Genomic DNA, 19,433 nt, shown 5'->3' on the forward strand with positions numbered 1-19,433 from the left:
GGTTTCTACGGGGGAGAACTTCGGTGTTCGGAATCATCAGGCCATGCCGCCATCGTCTCGGCGAGGGGCTGCGTACCGAGTGGATGGCGCATCTGTGCGGGCTGTGCCTGGCCTTGCGCAGCGAGTACGGGCAGTTCGCGAGGGTGGCCACCAACTACGACGGTCTGATCGTCTCGGTGCTCACCGAAGCGCAGTCGGAGCGCACCGGCGATTGGCGCCGGGGCGCCGGCCCGTGCCCGCTGCGCGGGATGCGGTCGGCGGACGTGGCACAGGGCGAGGGCGCGCGGCTCGCGGCGACGGTGTCGCTGGTGCTCGCCGCGGCGAAGATACGTGACCATGTGGCCGACGGCGACGGTCTCTTGGGGCGCCGCCCCCTGACGCCGGCGGCCCGCAGGATCGCCCGCGGCTGGGACCGTGCGGGCGCGGCGGGCGGCGAACGGCTCGGCTTCGACACCGCCGTGCTGCTCAGGGCGGTCGAACGCCAGTCGGAGGTGGAGCGGTCGACCGGCCCCGGTGGCTCACTGCTCACGGTCACGGAGCCCACGGAGACGGCGACCGCCGCCGCCTTCGCGTACACCGCGGTGCTCACCGACCGGCCGGGCAACGTCGAACCGCTGACGGAGGCGGGCAGGCTGTTCGGCAGGCTGGCCCATCTCCTCGACGCGGTGGAGGACCTGGACGCGGACGCGGCGGCCGGCGCGTGGAACCCGATCGCCGTGACCGGCGCGGACCGCGCCGAGGTGCGCCGGCTCTGCGACGACGCCGTCCACGGGATCCGCCTTGCCCTGTCCGACGCCGACTTCGTCGACGGACGGCTGGTGGGGGCACTTCTGAGCGGCGAGCTGGAGCGCGCCGTCGACCGGGCCTTCGACCCCCGGCACCGCCACCATCAGCACCGCCCCCAGGCACGGGGCCCGCGCATGCTGCCCTGGCTGGGCCGCCGTACGACGACGGAGGCGCCCGCGGAGGTCGACACGGGCGCGGCCTGCGGCGTCGGGGCGCTCGCGGGTACGGCCCCGGAGGGCGCGCCGTCCGCTGCGAACCGGTCGGCGGACGGGCAGTGCCGACGGTGTCGTGAGTGGCGCCGGTTGTGCGGCGAGTGCAGGCTGTGCTCCACCTGCTGCCGCTGCGCCGACGACGAGGGCGAGCCCGCGGAGTTCGGCGAAGGCTACTCCGGCGGCGGTTCGGACCGGGGCGGCTCCGGAGGGGACGGCTGGTACGGCGGCGGCCACTCGGGCGGTTCCTCGGGTGGCTCATCCGGAGGTTCGGGCGGCGGCTCGGGTGGCGGTTCCTTCGGTGGTTCCGGCGGCGGCCACGGGTCCGGCGGCTCCGGCAGCTCCGGGGGTTCCGGCGGTGGTTCGGGTGACGGCTGTGGCGGCGGCGGTGGCTGCTGCAATCCGTGCAAGTGCTGCTGCGACTGCTGCGACTGACGAAACGGGGACGCGCGGCGGCGCGCGTCCCCGCGCGGGCTCAGCGTGCGCCGAAGACCTGGGTCCAGTACGGGCCGCCGGCGGTGTGGATGCCGATGCCGATCTCCTTGAAGTCGCAGTTGAGGATGTTCGCGCGGTGGCCGGGGCTGTTCATCCAGGCCTCCATGACCTGCTCCGGGGTGCTCTGTCCCTTCGCGATGTTCTCGCCGTACGTCGACCAGGGGTAGCCCGCGGCCGTGACGCGCTCGCCCGGCCCGTCGCCGTCGGGGTTGGTGTGGTCGAAGAAGTCCCGGGCGGCCATGTCGTCGGAGTGGCCCTGGGCCGCTCTCGTCAGGGTGGCGTTGGCGCTGAGGGGACCGCAACCGGCCTGTGCGCGCTCCTCGTTGACCAGGGCGATCACCTGGTCCGCCGCCGAGGTCTGACCGCTGTCCTGCTGCGGACCGCCCCCCGGGCCCGTGTCCGTACCGCTCGTCGGGGCGGAGGTCCTCGGCGGCGCGGACGTCGTGGCGTCGGAGCCGCCGGCAGGGGTGGTGGGGCGCTGCGGCGCGGGCGCCGTGGTGGTGGGCCGGGGGTTCCTGGTGGGCGTGGACGTGGCCGGCCTGGAGGCGCTCGGCGTCACGGACGCGGAGGCCGAGGCGGAAGCGGAGGCGGAAACCGGGGCCGAGGCGGAGGGTGAAGCGGAGGTCGTGGACGGGGAGGCGGTCAGCGTGCCCGGCTCGTTCGACAGGGGTAGGTCGAGCCCGGGAGCGGCGGCCCGGTTCACCTCCATGAGGTCCCCCTTCCCGTCCCGCCCGGAGTACAGGGAGAAGGCCCCTCCGGTCACCGCGACGACGGCGATCCAGGCCGCGACAGCGGCGCGGCGGCGCGTGCGCTCGTCGGCCTGGCGGCGCTTCCTGCGGGCCGCGCGGGTGCTGTGCCGCCCGGCCGCCGCACCGGCGGCGGCATCGCGTTCCCCCAGGGCGGACGCATCGGGGACGCGGGGGAGCAGAAGGTAGGTCTCGGCCGGGTCGACGCCGTCGAAGGCAGCCGCCGCGGGCGTGCCGACGGGTACGGCCGTGCCGACGGGTACGGCCGCGCCGATTCCGGTGGCGCAGTGGGCGCAGGGGGTGGTGTGCCGGGCCAGCTGCTCGCGCCAGGGGGCGCTCGGGCGGCCGTCCCAGCCGGCGGCCTGCCGGTCAAGGGCGGGGCAGCGGGGTTCGCGGGCGAGGGCGGTGGTCACGGACCGGGCCTCGGCCAGGCGTATGCGTACCGTCTCCATCCGTATCGCGGTGTCGTCCGGCGACCAGTTCAGCGCGGCGGCCGTCTCGTACCGGCTGAGGTGCCCCTCCTCCTCCAGCGACCACAGGGCCGCGAGGACGGCGTCCTCGACGTCCAGCCAGCGCAGGGCCTCGGTGAAGCCCGTACCCGGGGCGGAGGGCTGGGCCGGGTGACCGTGGACGGCCGCCGCATGGGTCAGGGTGCTCTGCACCGTGACCGCGACGAGCCAGGGGCGGAACGCCTCCGGGGAGGGGAGGGTCCCCAGCGTGAACTCGACGCGGCTCACGGTGTCCCGTACGACGGCGTGCACGGCCGCATCGGCGCCGGGCCGCCCTTCCAGGGCGTGGGCCGCGAGGGCGTGGACGAGCGGCCGGCAGTCGGCGACGAGGCGCTCGCGCGCCCAGGCGGCGCCGTACTGCGCCGCCCGTATCAGCTCGGTATCCGTCAGCTGCTCAAAACCCGTGGTCCGCTGCACGCCGTCCGTCCTTCACTTGCCTCTTGTGGAGTCCCTTGCACAGGGGAGAGCCTCCGCCAGGGACGGCGACAACGGAAAGGGGAGGACGGAAGGCGTGACATGGGTCACAGGCGCGGGGCGGGGCTACGGCGTCGACCGGCCCCGCTGCGTGTCGGTCTCTTCGAGCCGGTACAGCTCGGGTACGGAGACCTTGATCGGTTCCTGGGTGGTGCGGGCGATGACCACGACCGCGGGTTCGTGCGGGTCGGGGTTCTCCTCCCGGTGCGGGACGAACGGCGGGACGAGGAAGAAGTCTCCGGGCCCGGCGGGGAGCCGTACCTCCTGGGTGCCGTCGTGGTAGACGAACACGGGGTGTCCGCTGACCACGTAGATCCCGGCCTCGGAATCGCCGTGGTGGTGGTTGTCCGTCGAGCTCAGCGGGGGGTTCTCCACCCGGCCCATCCAGAGCCGCTTCGAGCCGACGGTGCCTCCGCTGATGGCGCCGAAACCGTCCAGCCGGTCGGAGCGGACGTGGTGGACGCGGTTGTTGACCGGCGCGCGGTCACCGGAGTCCCGTACGGGCCCGGCGCCTTCATGGGTGGTCATGGGGCTGCCTCTCGGTGCGGCTGTCTTGACCGGACCAGGCTGCAACTCGCCGACGGGGGCGAGCAATTGTTCTTGCCGTTTCGGCAAGGTCGCGCGAGACGTCAGGCCGGGAGTCACAGCCCGCCGGGAGCCGGCTCGCGGGGGTGAGCCGCGTCTCACCGGGGCGGGCTTGCTATGCAACGAGGTGCATAGCAGGATCGGGCGCATGGCGCTCGACCACGCGATCCTTGTCTCCCTGCTCGAGAAGCCCGGGTCCGGATACGAGCTGGCCCGACGCTTCGAGCGGTCCATCGGGTACTTCTGGACCGCCACCCACCAGCAGATCTACCGCGTGCTCAAGCGCATGGAGAGCGACGGCTGGGTCGACGTCCGGGACGTGCCGCAGCAGGGGCGCCCGGACAAGAAGGAGTACTCCGTCGCCGCCGCGGGGCGGGACGCGCTCTCCGCGTGGCTGCACGAGCCGATCGAGCCCGAGAGCGTGCGGCACGACCTCGCCGTGAAGATCAGGGGTGCCGCCTTCGACGACCCGGCCGCCCTGATCAGCGAGGTCGAGCGGCACCGGCAGGCGCACACGGACCGGCTCGCCCGCTACCTCGCGGGCGAGGCCCGCGACTTCGGAGAGCCCGCCCCGCAGTCGCCGCTGGATGCCGAGCGCGAGCTCCAGCACGCCGTGCTGCGCGGCGGCATCGCGTACGAGCGGATGATGCTCGCCTGGCTCGACGACGTGCTCGCCACCCTCGGCCGGTTCCAGGCCGAGCGCTGAAAACTCCTCCCGCACCATCACCCTCATCCCGAGCCGGAAAGGCGGACGTCATGGCCGACCCGCTGCTGTTCAACCCGCACACCTACGACCCGGCGCACTTCGACCCGGAGACCCGCCGGCTCCTTCGCGCCACCGTCGACTGGTTCGAGGCGCGCGGCAAGCGCCGGATCATCGAGGACTACCGGACCCGCGCCTGGCTCGGTGACTTCCTCGCCTTCGCCGCCGAGGAGGGCCTCTTCGCGACCTTCCTGACGCCCGCCTCCGCCGCCGGCGAGGACCAGGGCGACAAGCGCTGGGACACCGCCCGCATCGCCGCCCTCAACGAGATCCTCGGCTTCTACGGCCTCGACTACTGGTATGCCTGGCAGGTCACGATCCTCGGCCTCGGCCCGGTCTGGCAGAGCGACAACGCCGCCGCCCGTGCCCGCGCCGCCGAACTCCTCTCCCAGGGCGAGGTGTTCGCCTTCGGCCTCTCCGAGAAGTCCCACGGCGCCGACATCTACTCCACCGACATGCTCCTGGAGCCCGACGGCGAGGGCGGCTTCCGCGCCACCGGCTCCAAGTACTACATCGGCAACGGCAACGCGGCCGGGCTCGTCTCCGTCTTCGGCCGCCGCACCGACGTCGAGGGCCCCGACGGCTACGTCTTCTTCGCCGTCGACAGCCGCCACCCGGCGTACCACCTCGTCAAGAACGTCGTCGACTCCTCCAAGTACGTCAGCGAGTTCCGCCTGGAGGAGTACCCGGTCGCCGCCGAGGACGTCCTGCACACCGGCCGCGCCGCCTTCGACGCCGCCCTCAACACCGTCAACGTGGGCAAGTTCAACCTCTGCACCGCCTCGATCGGCATCTGCGAGCACGCGATGTACGAGGCCGTCACCCACGCGCAGAACCGCATCCTGTACGGCCGTCCCGTCACCGCCTTCCCGCACGTGCGGCGCGAGCTGACCGACGCGTACGTCCGGCTCGTCGGCATGAAGCTGTTCAGCGACCGCGCCGTCGACTACTTCCGCACCGCGGGACCCGACGACCGCCGTTACCTCCTCTTCAACCCGATGACGAAGATGAAGGTGACCACGGAGGGCGAGAAGGTCATCGACCTGATGTGGGACGTCATCGCCGCCAAGGGCTTCGAGAAGGACAACTACTTCGCCGAGGCGGCCGTCGAGATCCGCGGCCTGCCGAAGCTGGAGGGCACGGTCCACGTCAACCTGGCGCTGATCCTGAAGTTCATGCGCAACCACCTCCTCGACCCGGTCGCGTACGAGCCCGTCCCGACGCGCCTGGACGCGGCCGACGACGCGTTCCTCTTCCGCCAGGGCCCGGCCCGCGGTCTCGGCTCCGTCCGCTTCCACGACTGGCGCCCGGCCTACGACACGTACGCCCACCTGTCCAACGTCGCTTGCTTCCGCGAACAGGCCGACGCGCTCTGCGAGTTCGTCCTCAAGGCCGCTCCGGACGAGGAGCAGAGCCGCGACCTCGATCTCCTCCTCGCCGTCGGCCAGCTCTTCGCGCTCGTCGTCCACGGGCAGCTGGTCCTGGAGCAGGCCGCCCTGACCGGCCTCGACGAGGACGTCCTCGACGAGCTGTTCGCCGTCCTCGTCCGCGACTTCTCCGCGCACGCCGTCGAGCTGCACGGCAAGGACTCCGCGACCGAGCAGCAGCAGCTCTGGGCGCTCGGCGCGGTCCGTCGTCCCGTCGTCGACGAGGCGCGTTCGGGGCGCGTGTGGCAGCGCGTCGAGGCCCTCTCGGGCACGTACGAGATGGCGCCCTGACCTTCGGCGTGGACCGAACCGCGGCGCGCGGTTCCCCCGTCGGGGGAGGGTGGATCGGAGTCCCTCTCACGTGGTGCGGCGATGCGGCGGAAGCGCCCGTGCGGCAGCCGGGGAGGGGCCCGTCCTTCTATATCCAACCTGTGTTGTTCCTAGAATGGCCAGGTGGAGGACATCGAAGCGATCGCTGCACTGCAGGATCCGGTACGACGCCGACTGTACGAGTACGTGGTGGCCCAGGGCCGTGAGGTCGGGCGCAACGAGGCCGCCGAGGCGGCCGGGGTGGCGCGCACGCTCGCCGCGCACCACCTGGACAGACTCGTCGAGGCGGGGCTCCTGGAGAGCGGTAGCCGCCGCTTGACCGGACGGTCGGGGCCCGGAGCGGGCCGCCCCGCCAAGGTGTACACGCGCTCGCGCGCCGAGCGGTCGGTGTCGCTGCCGGCCCGCGACTACCGCACCGCCGCCGAACTCCTCGCGGAGTCCGCCGAGCAGGCCGGGCTCGACGCCGGGCTCTGTGTCGCCGCGCGCCGCCGGGGCGAGGCCCTGCGCGGCTCGGCGGCGCCCTGCGGCGGCCTCGAAGAGGCCATGGAAGTGCTCGCCGCCCGGGGCTACGAACCGCACCTGGAAGGCGGCGAGGGAGTGCCCGGAGAAGCGGACACCCCCGTCGTCCTCCGTATGCGCAACTGCCCCTTCCATGCCGTCGCCGAGCGCTTCCCGCCGCTGGTCTGCGGCATGAATCTCGCCCTCCTGGAGGGGCTGCTCGGTGCCGACGGTCCTGTCCGCGCTCGCATGGACGCCCGGCCGGGGGAGTGCTGCGTGGTGGTCGAAGCCTCTAAAAACAACGATCATTGACATAGAAATGGGCGCCGTGCTGGGATGAGGTCATGACCGCAGCCGCGCACTCCGCCCAGCTCGCCCAACTCAACGTCGCCACACTCCTCCACCCCTTCGACGACCCGCGCGTGGCGCCCTTCGTCGAGCTGCTCGATCCGGTCAACGCCGCCGCCGACGCCGCGCCCGGCTTCGTGTGGCGGCTGGTGGAGGAGGGGGAGGCCGACGCCACCGGGCTTCGCCCGGCCGGTGAGGACGTCATCGTCAACCTGTCGGTGTGGGAGACGCAGGAAGCGCTGTGGGACTTCGCGTACCGCAGCGGCCATCTGGAGGTCATGCGGCGGCGCCGCGAATGGTTCGAACGGCACGTCGAGGCGCACCTCGTGCTGTGGTGGGTGCCCGCCGGCCACCTCCCGACCGTCGACGAGGCCCTCGACCGGCTGGCCGAGCTGCGGACGCACGGCCCGTCACCGCGCGCCTTCACCTTCGCCTCCTCCTACTCCGCGGCCGAGGCGGCCCAGTACTCAGAGGCCGCGCTCACGGCGCGACCTGAGCAGTCGTCCGGCAGGACGCGGGCGACGCCGGCCGGGGACGTGTCGGTACCGGCCGGGGACGCGTCCGTGTCGTAGGCGGGGACGCCCGGTCCAGCGGGGTGCGACCGGCGGGAACGGGACCGGGGCGACCCGCACCCTTCCCCGGCCCGTCGGCCCATATGGCGTACGTGCCGCACGGCGGGGCGAGCGCCGACCACCCGGTGACGGGCCGCGCCACCGCTCCCTCGACGGCGGCGAGGCGGCCCCACCCCCGCCCCGGCACGGTCCGGCGCTCCGTTCGCGCGCGCCGTCGATCCGGGTGAAGCTCGTAGGGCTGGGGGGTCGGGGCCGCCGTGGCGTCTTCCCGACCGCCCGCGCCGCGTCCCCAACCCCCACCGGAGGTCTCCCGTGCCGGCATCGAAGCACTCGAAGGTCTACCTGGTGGGCGGAGGCATCGGCTCCCTCGCCGCCGCCGCGTTCCTCGTGCGCGACGCGGGCGTCCCGGGGAAGAACGTACGCATCCTGGAGCAGCTGCCGATCGCGGGCGGATCGATGGACGGCGCCCCGGCACCGACGCGTGAGGGCGGATACGTCACCCGGGGCGGCCGGATGTTCGAGGACGAGCACTACGTCTGCCTGTGGAACCTCCTGGAGACGATCCCCACCCTGGACGACCCGGCGGTCTCCGTACGGCAGGAGATGCGCGCCTTCAACATCGAGCACCCCACCCATGCCAAGGCCCGCGTCATCAACGCCGACCGCACCATCGCCGACGCCTCCCACCTCGGTCTCGACACCCGCGACCGCGCCGACATGACCCGACTGCTCGCCCTGCCCGAGCGGGTGATCGGGGCCCGGCGCATCGACGACTTCTTCCAGCCGCACTTCTTCACCACCCACTTCTGGTGCATGTGGCGGACCACGTTCGCCTTCCAGACCTGGCACTCGGCGATCGAGCTGAAACGGTACTTCCTCGCGTTCGTGCAGGAATTCGACCGCCTCCACACCCTGTCGGGAGTACGGCGCAGTACGTACAACCAGTACGACTCCGTGATCCGCCCGCTCCAGGAGTGGCTCACCGCCCAGGGGGTACGCACCGACTTCGGCGTGACCGTCGCCGACGTCGACTTCTCGGGGCCCGCCGCCCGGCGGATCTCGCGGCTCCATCTGGAACGGGACGGCGCAGAGGACGGGACGATCGAACTGGGGGAGGACGACTACGCGTTCCTGACCATCGGCTCGATGACCGCCGACACCGCGTACGGCGACAGCACCACCGTCCCGGAACTGATCCGCGACAAACGGGACGGCTCCTGGCGGCTCTGGGAGTCCGTCGCCAAGAACGCCCCCGACTTCGGCCGCCCCAGTGTCTTCTGCGGCAACATCGACGAGACCAAGTGGGAGTCCTTCACCCTCACCATGACCGGCCGCACCCTCCTCGACCGCATCCAGGAGTACACCGGCAACGTCCCCGGCGAGGGCGCCCTGATGACGTGGAAGGACTCCCGCTGGCTCCTTTCGGTCGTGGTGCCGGCCCAGCCCCACTTCCGCGAGCAGCGGGAGGACACGTACACGCTCTGGGGGTACGCGCTCTTCGGCGACGTCCCCGGCGACCACGTACCCAAGAAGATGGACGACTGCACCGGCGCCGAGATCCTCGACGAGCTCCTCGGTCACCTCGGCTTCGACGACATCGCCGACGAGGTACGGGAGACCACCCGGGTCACGACCGTCCAGATGCCCTACATCGACGCCCAGTTCCAGCGGCGCGTGGTCACCGACCGCCCGCTCGTGATCCCGGACGGCGCGCAGAACTTCGCCTTCCTCGGACAGTTCGTCGAGATCCCGGAAGGCGTCGTCTTCACCGTCGAGTACTCCGTCCGCTCGGCCATGCTGGCCGTCTACCACCACTTCGGCGTCGACAAGGAGATCCCGCCGATGTACCACGGCCTCTCCGATCCGAAGGTCGCCTGGTCCGCGCTGAGAACCGCCTTCGCCTGATGCGGGGGTGGCGAGCGTGAACACGGAAGCCGCAGCGCCCCGGGAGCCCGACGCCCCCGGCCCCTGGGGCGAGGCCGTCCTCGACGCGGTGTTCACCCAGTCCGACATCGGCCTCCACGTCCTGGACACGGACCTCCGCGTCGTCCGGGTCAACACCGTCGCCGTCGGCATCCGCGGCATTCCGGCGGAGCGGCTCGTCGGTCTGCCCGCGGTGGAGGCCTACGCCCTCGCCGGGGTGAGCGTCGACGAGGACCTGCTGCGCGGCGTCCTCGCCACGGGCCGCCCGGCGCTCGACCGGCTCGTCACGGGCCGGCCCCTCGTCGACCCCCGGACCGAGCACGTATTCTCCGCCTCCGCGTACCGCCTGCAGGACGCCACAGGACGCGTCCTCGGCGTGGTCATCACCAGCACGGACGTCACCGCACGCGAACGCACCCGGAACCGGCTGAAGCTGCTGCAGGACGCCCACGAACGCATCGGCTCCAGCCTCGACGTGGAGCGCACCGCGCAGGAGCTCGTCGACGTGACGCTGCCACGGTTCGCCGACTCCGTCGTCGTCGCCCTCACCGACACCGTACTGAGAGGAAGGGAGCCCGGACTGCGCTCCCAGACCCCCGCCCCCCTGCTGCGCTGCGCCGCCGCGGGCCGTACCGCCGAGGGCCCGCGGATCCCGGCCGCGGGCGCCACCCTGCTCCCCGGGATCTTCGGCGAAGCGCTGCCCTCCGGGGCCGCACTGCTCGCGGGCGAGGGCGACGGCGGAAGCGAGAACACGCGGCTGGTCGCCCCGCTGACGGTACGGGGGCAGATCTTCGGGGTCGTCGCCTTCCAGCGCGCGGCCGACGCCGAACCGTACGGCGCGGACGACGTCCAGCTCGTCGAAGCCCTCGCGGACCGTACGGCGACCTGCCTGGAGAACGCCCTGCGGTTCACCCGCGAGCACGTCATCATGACCGCGCTGCAGAGCTGGCCCCTGCGCCAGGAGGAGGCCACACAGGGGGCCGTCGACGTGGCCCAGCGGCACCGGCCCGGCGGCAGCGGCGCCGGCGCCTGGTTCGACGTCGTCCCGCTTCCGGGGGCCCGGGTGGCTCTCGTCGTCGGCCAGGTCGAGCACGCGGGACTCAGCGCCGTCGCCACCATGAGCCGGCTTCGGACCGCCGTCCACAGCCTCACCACGCTCGACCTCGACCCGCACGAACTCCTCGCCCGCCTCCACGACACCACGCTCCGCCTCGCCGCCGAGCACACCCACGCCTCCGAGGACGACCGCCCGACGGCGAGCTGCACCGTCGCCGTCCACGACCCCGTCGGCGGACGGCTCGACATCGCCCGCGCCGGCACCTCGCTCTTCGCCGTCGTCCGCCCCGACGGTTCCATCGACACCGCCCCCGTCGACGAAGGCCCCCTGCTCGGCGCCGAGGGTCCGCCCTTCGCCTGCGCGGAGCACCGCCTGCCCGAGGGCAGCACCCTCTGCATGGCCTCTCCCGCCACGTCAGGAGACGGCGACCTCCGTACGGAGGACCTCCTCGCCGCCCTCGGACACCCGGACCGTGACGTGGAGGCGATGGCGGACTCCGTGGAGGGGCTCCTCGCCGCCGACCGCGTCCTGCTCCTCGCGCGGACCCGCCATCTGCCGCCGACCGAACTCGCCGAGTGGACCGTCCCCTTCGACTTCGCGGCCGTCGGCACCGCGCGGACGTACGTCGAGGAGTGCCTCCGGGGGTGGGACCACCCCGCCGACCCGTTCACGGTGACGCTCCTCGCCAGCGAACTCGTCACCAACGCCGTCCGTTACGGTGCCGCGCCGATCACCCTGCGGCTCATCCGGGACTCCGCCACCACGCTGATCTGCGAGGTCAGCGACGCCGGCCAGGCCGCCCCCCACCTCCGCCACGCCAAGGCCGTCGACGAGGGCGGCCGCGGCCTGCTCATCTGCGCCACCCTCGCGGAGAACTGGGGCGTCCGCTACACCGACGAGGGCAAGACGGTCTGGGCGGAGCTGGCGGCGGAGACGGAACCGGAACCTCCCGCCGACGCCTGACGTGGTCTCCCGCGACGTCCAGGGCCTCCGGCCGTACACCCGCCGGTGGGCGCGTTCCCGGCCGGGAGAGAATGCCCGGGTGAGAACCGAAGCCCCCACGCCGTCCGACGACATCCCCATGAAGCTGCCCGCGACAGGCCGCCGCGTCCTTGTCAGTGGTGCGTCCCGTGGTCTCGGCCGGGCCGTCGCCCAGGCGTTCGCGGCCAACGGCGACCGGGTCGCCGTCCACTTCGCCTCACGCGCCGAGGAGGCCCGCGCGACCCTGGACTCCCTCGACGGCGCGGGCCACACCCTGGTCGGGGGCGACCTCGCGGACCCGGCGGGCGCCAAGGCCGTGGCCGACGCGGCGGCCGAGGCGCTCGGCGGGATCGACGTCCTGGTCAACAACGCGGCGGTGAACCTCCGCCACCCCCTCGCCGAGACGCCGTACGAGGAGTGGGTGGAGGTCTGGCAGCGGCACGTGTCCGTGAACCTGCTCGCCACCGCGAACCTGAGCCACCTCGCGGCCCGCCGGATGATCGACCAGGGCGCGGGCGGCCGGATCGTCAACATCGGCTCCCGGGGCGCCTTCCGCGGCGAACCGGACCACCCGGCGTACGGCGCCACCAAGGCCGCCGTCCACGCGCTCGGCCAGTCGCTCGCGGTCTCCCTCGCCCCCTACGGGATCGCCGTCGCCTCGGTCGCGCCCGGCTTCTTCGCCACGGAACGGGTGTCGCCCCGCCTGGAAGGGCCCGAGGGAGCCGCGATCCGCGCCCAGAGCCCCTTCGGCCGCGTGGCCGAGCCCGCCGAGATCGCGGCGGCGGTCCTCTGGCTGGCCTCACCCGCCGCCGAATGGACCTCCGGCACCATCCTCGACCTCAACGGCGCCTCGCATCTGCGCAGTTGACAGCGGCCGGTCGACGGGCGGTCAACACGCCGACGAGCCGGCCGAACTCCGTCGCGACGAGAGCCGCCCTTACCGGCGCCAGGCCGGCGCGGGGTCCGTGGCGAGGAGCGGGCGGAGGGCCCCGAGCAGGGCGCCGACGCAGGAGTCGCGCAGTTCCGTGCGGGTGCACGTCTCCGCCGTGAGCCAGTCGACACAGAACACCTGGACGAAAACCAGCCAGCTCTTCAGGACGCTCGACACGGCGGCCCGGGTGCGGTCGTCGGCGAGCGGGAGGACGTCGAGGAGCCGGGCGCGCAGGACGTCGAGCTCGTCCGTCATGACGGTCTGGATCACCGGGTCCCCGGCGAGTACCCGGTTCGCCGCCAGGACGGCGTTGCGGTTGGCGATGAAGTAGTCGAGGTGTACGTCGAGACCGTCGGCGAGCTGTTCCAGGAAGTCGCCGGCCGGGTCGAACGGCACCTGTTCGAGGAGCCGGTCGGACGCCTGCCGGTAGACGGCGGCGAAGAGGTCGCGCTTGCCGGGGAAGTGCCGGTACAGCAGCGCGCGGGAGACGCCGGCCTCCTCGGCGACTTCCTCCATGAGCACGTCGTCGTACGGGCGGGCGGCGAAGAGCCGCGCGCCGACGGCGAGGAGCCGGGAGCGGCGCTCGGCGGGGCTGAGTCTCTGGCGGGGAGGCACGGACGCAGGTTACTTGACAGACGTCTACCAGTGCCCTCTAGTAGATGCGTGTCTACTAACGGGGGTGGATCGGACCATGGCCAGACTTCTCCGGTGGCTCGTACGGGTGATGGGCGTCGCATGTGTGGCGATCGGGCTGCTTCATGTGGCCCTCGGCAACGACTCGGTGCCGGGCGCGGCTTCGGCCGGTGCGACGGTCGACAGTCTGCAGCGGTTCTTCGGCGCGATCTTCGCGGGGTACGGGCTCGCGTGGCTCTGGGCGGCCCGGCAGTCACCGATCCCGGCGTGGGCGGTTCGGTGGCTGGCCGGAGTGTTCCTCCTCGGAGCCGTCGGGCGGCTGCTCTCGTTCGCCGTGCACGGATGGCCGCACTGGTTCCAGGTGGCGCTCACCGTCGTCGAACTGGTGATGCCGCCGCTGTACTTCTGGCTGGCGGACGCCGACGAGAAGGCGGTCCTGGCGGGGTCGACGACACCCCACCCGGCACCCGCGTCACCGTCGGCGCGCCCGTGACGTCACCGTCGGCCCCGGCAGGAGCGCCGAGGCCGACGGCGGCGGTTCACCTCCGGGGGCTCACCAGGTGACCGTACGGCCGCCGAAGGCCGTGACGAGGCGGCCGTCCGAGGCGAAGGACCAGCTCAGGGCCCCGGCGTACGAGGAGCAGCGGGAGCCGTTCGAGCCGGACCAGAACTGGTTCGTGGCGTCCACGTCGCCGATGGTCCGGTCGGGTCGTTCGTCCCGCTGCCGGCGCGGCAGGAGGTGTTGCCGCGGAAGACCGAAGTCCCCGCGTCGAACGAGAAGTTGCGCTGGGCGTTGTCGACGCTGACGTTGTTCGAGATCGCCATCGAGCCCGGGTTGCTGTTGTACGTGAACCCGTGCTTGCCGTTGTGGAAGGCGATCGTGCGCCGGACCACGTGGTTGACGGGGATGTCCTCGCCGCCGAGCTTGAAGCCGTTGCGGTCGCCCGCCCCGGCCTGGGACCCGTCGCTGAGGGTTCCGTTGTCGTACGCGAGGGAGTCCTCGATGGTGACGGTTCCGATGGGGCCGGTGTCCGTCTTGGTGTACAGGTCCCAGCCGTCGTCGATGTTGTGGTGGGCCACGGCGTAGCGGAAGACGTTCCCGCCGCCGACGGTGAGCTTCGCGGCGAAGCCGTCGGCGTCCTCCCCGTCGGAGTCGGCGTTGTCGTGCGACTCCGCGCTGAGGATCAGGTTGTTGGACGGCCACTGGTCGCGCGGCGTGGTGGAGGCCATGCGCCCGAGCTGGAGGCCGGTGTCGCGGTTGAAGCGGGTGACCGTGCGCTCGATGACGTTGTTGCTGCCGCCGACGTAGATGCCGTTGTCGCCGGCGCGCTCGACGACGATGCCGTTGACGCGCCAGTACGAACCGTTGAGCGCGAGGCCGCGGTTGGCCGGATCCTCCGTCATGGCCGAGAAGTTCAGCACCGGGGTCTCGCCGGGGTAGGCGGACAGCGTCTTGCGGGCGCTGGACGTGCCGTTGTTGCCGGGCGGGACCGTGATCGTCGTGGAGTGACGGTAGGTGCCGCCGCGGAGGTAGATCGTCCCGCCGGCGGATACGCGGCCGATCGCCGAGGTGAGCGTCGTGGGATCGGACTGCGTTCCGGACGCGCCGTCCGTGCCGTTGGGCGCGACGTACAGCGCGCTGCTCGCCGGCGGCGGGGTGTCGGCCGTCGTGACGTTCAGGGAGTCGACGTTGGGAAGCCCGGCGGCGGCGGTGGGGGTGAGCCGGACGGTGTTGCTGCCGGCCTTCAGGGTCACGGTCAGGGTCTTGACGGTCCAGGTGGTCCAGGCGCCCGTGGTCTCGAACGACGGCGTCTGCACGGCGGATCCGTTGACGACCAGGCTCGCGGGCCGCGCGGCCGTGCTTCCGTTGGCGAAACGGACGGCGAGCGTGGCCGTTCCCGCGGCGGAGGCGTTCACCGTGAACTGGGCGTATCCGCCGGTGGAGTTGGTGCCGTTGCAGAAGCCGCTGCCGGAGTAACCGGACCAGTCGGAGTCGATGGTGCCGCTGCACACGGCGGGGGAGCTCTCGGCCTCGTACAGCGTGGACGCTGCGTGCGCCGGGTTCACGGACAGGACGGCGAGCGTGCCCGCCAGCAGGCTGACGCAGGCTGTGACGGATCGCAGATGCATCTGGGGTCTCCAGGAGGGGGATGGGCGGCGTTCCGGGACTGGACGAGAAAGCGCTTTCCCGGGACGCTAGGGGTGCCCTCATGGACGCGTCAATGGTTATGCACGTGACTGTTGTTCAGATGAGTGAACAGGAGGGGTTGTTGAGGGGCTGCCGACCCGGGCCCGTGTCCGCCCTCCGGGTGGCCGGGCCGTGCCTCGTCATCGGCGGGGAGCCGCGATGTCGGACGGAGGCGCCCCGGCCGACCGGGCTGTCCTCTCCGGGGACCGCCCCGCCGGTCACGTCGGGGTTCGACGCGGCCGGCGAGGGCGGCCCGCTCCGCTACGGCTGGCCGTCGAGCCAGCTCAGCTTGTGCCCGTAGAGCACCCGCTGGCAGTAGTCCGTGCCCACCGGATCGGCGGCGTCCCGGTTCGCCGTGCAGTCGGCCGCCGACCCCGGGCGGTGCTCGGAGAGCGACCACAGCCGGCCGGTGCCGCGCTCCACGTAGAGGTCCTCGGGTCCGCGGGCGGTCTTGACGGCCTGCCCGTTCTGGACCAGCTGGCCGTTGCTCCAGCTGTAGCGCCAGAGGTTGCCCGGCTCGTCCGTGCCCTTCGACTCGTTCACGTACAGCGTGCCGTTGTGCGCCGCCGCACCCTGGGCGCCGCCGTTGGCCAGGGGCAGGTAGTTGGCCCAGCCCTCCGCGGTCACGTCGGCGGAGCGTCCCTCCAGGGCCGCGACCGGGTACGAGGCGATGCGGCCGGTGGACGGGTAGCCGCTCTCCGGCCGGCAGTACTCACCCATGAGCAGACGGTCGGGGGTGGTGCTGCGGTCGAGCGAGATGTAGGAGGCCTTCGGGGCGCCGGTGGAGACACAGGCGTACGAACCCTTGGGGTTGCTCTGCGTCGCCTTGAACTTCCACGCGGCGACCTGCGGCATCACATAGCGGTAGCCGAAGCTGTACCAGACGTTGTCGTGCCGGCCGACCTTCGTCTTGACCTCGACGTTGGAGGTGGTCTTCACACCGTCGGTGTCGGTCCCCATGACGTCGTGCGTGGTGGGGTCGCCGTCCGGGTCCAGGTCCATGATGTAGCGCATGTCGAAGACGCGGAGGCCGTTGCGGGTGTCCGCGACGTAGAGGTAGTTGCCGTACCAGACGATCCCGCCGGCGTGGACGCCCTTCTGGATCGGGTACTCGGCGGCGTGCAGCCCGTCGAAGGAGACGTGGTCGGCCGAGTTGATGTACGTCCAGCCGAGCAGGACGTGCCGGTACTTGACCTCGGGGCTGCCGGTGGCCGGGTTCGTCCGGCTCTGGACGAAGGTGATCCGGACGCCCTTCTGGTTGCAGGCGTCGTTCGCCTCCAGCTCGGCCGTGGTGCAGTCGCCGGTCGCCGGGTTCGGGTCGGTCTCGCGGCCCGGGTCCCAGCCGTCGTACGAGGCGAACAGCTGGATGTTCCCGGCGTCACCCCACAGCTCGTTGTCCTTGGCGTCGGAGACGCCGGTGATGCCCTGGGGGACCCACTCGCGCGAGACGGAGTCGTCGTTCTGCAGGCAGTACTTGATGTCGGGGTTCGGAGCGGTGCCGAACGAGTCGCGGGAGCACCACGGCTCGGCGGTGCGGTTCGCCCCGGCCAGAAGGTTCTGCACGCCCGACTTGGGCAGCACCGCGTCGAGGCGGGCGACCCGTGTGGTGGTCTCGCCGTTCAGCGCGCCGGGCGACATCGTGAAGTCGCCGGGCGAGGCCGCGCCGCCGGGCGCGGTCCAGGCCTGGGTCGTGAACGGCGAGGCGGTGCCCTCGGCCGTGAGCGGTTCCTGGACCCAGGTCTCCGGAGCGCCCGGAACGTCCTCCGCCTGGGCCGGCGCCGCGAGGCCGGTGACCGCGAGCGAGGCCGCGGCGGCTGCCGTGAGCCAAGCGCGACGTATGCGCCGTGTGGGCATGTGTGGATGCCTCCGTTGTCGATGTGTCAGATAAGTCGAACGGAGGGTTCCAGAACGCTCGAGTCAAAAGCAAACGCGGCCGTCGCGCCCGCAACGGCAGGCAGTCAGCACACAGTTAGGGATGAAGGGGGCATATCGGATGCTCATTGGGTGGGTCCGGACGGAGAACCGTGAGGGGGAGGTGAAGGTCGGCACGCGATCCGGTACCCGGCCCCGGAAGAAAGTTCCTGGATCGCTGTCACATCGTCCCGAGCGGGTCCGTCAGTGCTGTGAAGACGCCGACCACGGCGGCGACACGAAGGAGAGCAGCCATGACGAACCCGAACCCCTCGATCTCCCGGATGCCCGACCCCGGCCAGTTCGTCCCCGAGCTGAGCGACGTCAGCGCTGCCCTCTTCCGGGCCACCGGCAACCGCTCGGTGCCGCGCACGACGATGAACCTGGTCCACCTCCGCGCCGGGCAGATCGTCGGCAACACGTACCTGACCATCCTGAACACCGCGTTCCTGCGCAAGGCCGGCGAGACCGAGGAGCGCATCACGGCCGTCTCCTCCTGGCAGGACGCTCCCTACTTCACCGACGCGGAGCGCGCCGCGCTCGCCCTGGTGGAGGCGACCCTCCAGCCGGCCCCGCACGGAAGGGAGCGCGTCACCGACGAGCTGTACGCGGAGGTCGCGAAGCACTACGACGACAAGGCGCTGGCCACTCTCACCATCGCGATCGGCCAGATCAACTTCTTCATCGCCCTCGCCGTCATCGGCAAGCCGCAGCCGGTCACCTCCCTCTCGGACGAGCAGTGGGACTGACGGAAGCCCGCTGACAGCCCGCCAGGGCAAGCGCAGCGGCCGGCCGGGCATCAGCCACCGCATCGCGTCTCCCTCGCGAGAAGCGCACGGAAGGTGCGTGCGGGCCGACCCGTGAGGCGCTGGACGGGATCGTGGCGATGTCGTCGTGGCTGGGTCCGGCGCCCTGCAGGGATCGACCGCCGAGGAGTGATCGCGGATCGCCCTGCCCCGTACCCGCGGTTCCGGCGGGAACGGCGGAGAGGGCGGCGTACTCCGACGTGTGTCGGGGTGCGCCGCCCTCGTGCGTTCGGGGCAGGTGTGTCACTTGGGGTCGCGGTTGTAGACGGACGTGGACCAGAGGTAGCCGAGTGCGGTGAGGGCGAGGCACCAGGCGAGGGCGAGCCAGCCGTTGTGGCCGATCTCGGTGCCGAGGAGCAGTCCGCGCAGGGTCTCGATGGCGGGGGTGAAGGGCTGGTACTCGGCGATCGGCTGGAACCAGCCGGGCATCTGGGAGACCGGGACGAAGGTGCTGGAGATGAGCGGCAGGAAGATCAGTGGCAGGGCGTTGTTGCTGGCGGCCTCCGCGTTGGGGCTGATCATGCCCATGCCTACGGCGATCCAGGTGAGCGCCAGGGCGAAGAGGGTGACGAGACCGAGGGCGGCGAACCATTCGAGGGCGGTGGCGTCCGTGGACCGGAAGCCGATGGCCACGCCGACGGCGCCGACGAGGATCAGACTGGCGAGCACCTGCAGCACGCTGCCGACGACATGGCCGATGAGGACGGATCCTCGGTGGATCGCCATGGTGCGGAACCGGGCGATGAGGCCTTCGCTCATGTCCATGGAGACGGAGACGGCCGTGCCGATGGCGGTGGAGCCGATGGTCATCATCAGCAGGCCCGGGACGAGGTAGGCGATGTAGTCGGAGCGGTCCGCGCCGCCGCCGCCGATGCCCGCGCTCATCACGTCGCCGAAGATGTAGACGAAGAGCAGGAGCATCATGATCGGCGTGAGCAGCAGGTTCAGGGTGAGGGAGGGGTAGCGCCGGGCGTGCAGGAGGTTGCGGCGCAGCATCGTCGCCGAGTCGCGGACGGCGAGGGACAGGGTGCTCATCGGACGGACTCCTTGGACGGGTGGGGGACGTCGCCGGCGGTGAGGGCGAAGAAGACGTCGTCGAGGTCGGGGGTGTGGACGGTGAGTTCGTCGGCCTCGATGCCTGCGGTGTCCAGCCGGTCGAGGAGGGTGCGGAGTTGGCGCTGGGTGCCGTCGCTGGGGATCTGCAGGGTGAGTGCGTCGTCGTCGCGGGTGGTGCCGGTGAGTGCGGTGGTGGCGGTGCGGT

General features: G+C 71.9%; 15 protein-coding genes and 2 pseudogenes. 10 read left to right on the forward strand and 7 right to left on the reverse strand.

Annotated elements, in window-relative coordinates; all coding sequences use genetic code 11:
• Positions 1 to 23 precede the first annotated feature (23 nt).
• The gene (locus ACZ4VK_RS19750; RefSeq protein WP_468353645.1) at positions 24 to 1,430 is read left to right on the forward strand and encodes a DUF5685 family protein; all 1,407 of its coding nucleotides are present in this window, start codon (positions 24 to 26) and stop codon (positions 1,428 to 1,430) included.
• 40 nt (positions 1,431 to 1,470) lie between these two features.
• On the opposite strand, the gene ACZ4VK_RS19755 is transcribed toward ACZ4VK_RS19750, so the two are convergent.
• Entirely contained in the window at positions 1,471 to 3,162 is a 1,692-nt protein-coding gene (locus ACZ4VK_RS19755; RefSeq protein ID WP_468353646.1) for a CAP domain-containing protein, read from the reverse strand.
• A 123-nt stretch (positions 3,163 to 3,285) separates the two neighbouring features.
• Positions 3,286 to 3,747: a cupin domain-containing protein gene (locus ACZ4VK_RS19760; protein ID WP_468353647.1), complete on the reverse strand. Its 462-nt coding sequence runs from the start codon at positions 3,745 to 3,747 to the stop codon at positions 3,286 to 3,288.
• A gap of 205 nt (positions 3,748 to 3,952) precedes the next feature.
• Between ACZ4VK_RS19760 and ACZ4VK_RS19765 the strand changes: the two genes are divergently transcribed.
• The 7 genes from ACZ4VK_RS19765 to ACZ4VK_RS19795 all read left to right on the forward strand — a co-directional run bounded on the left by ACZ4VK_RS19765 (position 3,953) and on the right by ACZ4VK_RS19795 (position 12,571).
• On the forward strand, positions 3,953 to 4,510 hold the full coding sequence (locus tag ACZ4VK_RS19765) for a PadR family transcriptional regulator (protein ID WP_468353648.1): 558 nt from the start codon (positions 3,953 to 3,955) through the stop codon (positions 4,508 to 4,510).
• A gap of 50 nt (positions 4,511 to 4,560) precedes the next feature.
• A complete protein-coding gene (locus tag ACZ4VK_RS19770) occupies positions 4,561 to 6,285 on the forward strand; it encodes an acyl-CoA dehydrogenase family protein (RefSeq protein ID WP_468353649.1) in 1,725 nt (574 codons plus the stop codon).
• A 162-nt stretch (positions 6,286 to 6,447) separates the two neighbouring features.
• The gene (locus tag ACZ4VK_RS19775; RefSeq protein WP_468353650.1) at positions 6,448 to 7,134 is read left to right on the forward strand and encodes a helix-turn-helix transcriptional regulator; all 687 of its coding nucleotides are present in this window, start codon (positions 6,448 to 6,450) and stop codon (positions 7,132 to 7,134) included.
• A gap of 32 nt (positions 7,135 to 7,166) precedes the next feature.
• Complete coding sequence (locus tag ACZ4VK_RS19780) at positions 7,167 to 7,742, forward strand: DUF3291 domain-containing protein (RefSeq protein WP_468353651.1); 576 nt, start codon at positions 7,167 to 7,169, stop codon at positions 7,740 to 7,742.
• 312 nt (positions 7,743 to 8,054) lie between these two features.
• A complete protein-coding gene (locus tag ACZ4VK_RS19785) occupies positions 8,055 to 9,647 on the forward strand; it encodes an oleate hydratase (protein ID WP_468353652.1) in 1,593 nt (530 codons plus the stop codon).
• Between the two features lie 16 nt (positions 9,648 to 9,663).
• Positions 9,664 to 11,685 carry a SpoIIE family protein phosphatase gene (locus ACZ4VK_RS19790; RefSeq protein WP_468353653.1) on the forward strand — a complete coding sequence of 674 codons (2,022 nt, stop codon included), beginning with the start codon at positions 9,664 to 9,666 and terminating at the stop codon, positions 11,683 to 11,685.
• A 118-nt stretch (positions 11,686 to 11,803) separates the two neighbouring features.
• On the forward strand, positions 11,804 to 12,571 hold the full coding sequence (locus ACZ4VK_RS19795; RefSeq protein WP_468353673.1) for an SDR family NAD(P)-dependent oxidoreductase: 768 nt from the start codon (positions 11,804 to 11,806) through the stop codon (positions 12,569 to 12,571).
• A 69-nt stretch (positions 12,572 to 12,640) separates the two neighbouring features.
• On the opposite strand, the gene ACZ4VK_RS19800 is transcribed toward ACZ4VK_RS19795, so the two are convergent.
• The gene (locus tag ACZ4VK_RS19800; RefSeq protein ID WP_468353654.1) at positions 12,641 to 13,249 is read right to left on the reverse strand and encodes a TetR/AcrR family transcriptional regulator; all 609 of its coding nucleotides are present in this window, start codon (positions 13,247 to 13,249) and stop codon (positions 12,641 to 12,643) included.
• A gap of 76 nt (positions 13,250 to 13,325) precedes the next feature.
• Between ACZ4VK_RS19800 and ACZ4VK_RS19805 the strand changes: the two genes are divergently transcribed.
• Positions 13,326 to 13,760, forward strand: a complete 435-nt coding sequence (locus ACZ4VK_RS19805) for a DUF4345 domain-containing protein (RefSeq protein ID WP_468353655.1) — start codon at positions 13,326 to 13,328, stop codon at positions 13,758 to 13,760.
• Between the two features lie 60 nt (positions 13,761 to 13,820).
• On the opposite strand, the pseudogene ACZ4VK_RS19810 reads toward ACZ4VK_RS19805, so the two are convergent.
• Together ACZ4VK_RS19810 and ACZ4VK_RS19815 are read right to left on the reverse strand one after the other, a co-directional pair.
• Positions 13,821 to 15,397, reverse strand: a pseudogene (locus ACZ4VK_RS19810) (carbohydrate-binding protein).
• Between the two features lie 319 nt (positions 15,398 to 15,716).
• A complete protein-coding gene (locus tag ACZ4VK_RS19815) occupies positions 15,717 to 17,309 on the reverse strand; it encodes a hypothetical protein (RefSeq protein ID WP_468353656.1) in 1,593 nt (530 codons plus the stop codon).
• A gap of 311 nt (positions 17,310 to 17,620) precedes the next feature.
• On the opposite strand from ACZ4VK_RS19815, the gene ACZ4VK_RS19820 reads away from it, so the two are divergent.
• On the forward strand, positions 17,621 to 18,115 hold the full coding sequence (locus ACZ4VK_RS19820; RefSeq protein ID WP_468353657.1) for a carboxymuconolactone decarboxylase family protein: 495 nt from the start codon (positions 17,621 to 17,623) through the stop codon (positions 18,113 to 18,115).
• Positions 18,116 to 18,415: 300 nt separating this feature from the next.
• Here ACZ4VK_RS19820 and ACZ4VK_RS19825 read toward each other — a convergent pair whose 3' ends face one another.
• Together ACZ4VK_RS19825 and ACZ4VK_RS19830 are read right to left on the reverse strand one after the other, a co-directional pair.
• Positions 18,416 to 19,207 carry an ABC transporter permease gene (locus ACZ4VK_RS19825; RefSeq protein ID WP_468353658.1) on the reverse strand — a complete coding sequence of 264 codons (792 nt, stop codon included), beginning with the start codon at positions 19,205 to 19,207 and terminating at the stop codon, positions 18,416 to 18,418.
• A pseudogene (locus tag ACZ4VK_RS19830) lies at positions 19,204 to 19,433 on the reverse strand (ABC transporter); the annotation flags it as partial. The gene ACZ4VK_RS19825 and the pseudogene ACZ4VK_RS19830, both read right to left, overlap by 4 nt.

This window comes from Streptomyces sp. NPDC028711, from assembly GCF_055565415.1.

Excerpts from the sequence above, each read along its gene's own strand:
- ACZ4VK_RS19760 (WP_468353647.1), bottom strand. The coding sequence starts at position 3,747 with ATGACCACCCATGAAGGCGCCGGGCCCGTACGGGACTCCGGTGACCGC.
- ACZ4VK_RS19765 (WP_468353648.1), top strand. The coding sequence starts at position 3,953 with ATGGCGCTCGACCACGCGATCCTTGTCTCCCTGCTCGAGAAGCCCGGG.
- ACZ4VK_RS19770 (WP_468353649.1), top strand. The coding sequence starts at position 4,561 with ATGGCCGACCCGCTGCTGTTCAACCCGCACACCTACGACCCGGCGCAC.
- ACZ4VK_RS19780 (WP_468353651.1), top strand. The coding sequence starts at position 7,167 with ATGACCGCAGCCGCGCACTCCGCCCAGCTCGCCCAACTCAACGTCGCC.
- ACZ4VK_RS19795 (WP_468353673.1), top strand. The coding sequence starts at position 11,804 with ATGAAGCTGCCCGCGACAGGCCGCCGCGTCCTTGTCAGTGGTGCGTCC.
- ACZ4VK_RS19805 (WP_468353655.1), top strand. The coding sequence starts at position 13,326 with ATGGCCAGACTTCTCCGGTGGCTCGTACGGGTGATGGGCGTCGCATGT.
- ACZ4VK_RS19815 (WP_468353656.1), bottom strand. The coding sequence starts at position 17,309 with ATGCCCACACGGCGCATACGTCGCGCTTGGCTCACGGCAGCCGCCGCG.
- ACZ4VK_RS19820 (WP_468353657.1), top strand. The coding sequence starts at position 17,621 with ATGACGAACCCGAACCCCTCGATCTCCCGGATGCCCGACCCCGGCCAG.
- ACZ4VK_RS19825 (WP_468353658.1), bottom strand. The coding sequence starts at position 19,207 with ATGAGCACCCTGTCCCTCGCCGTCCGCGACTCGGCGACGATGCTGCGC.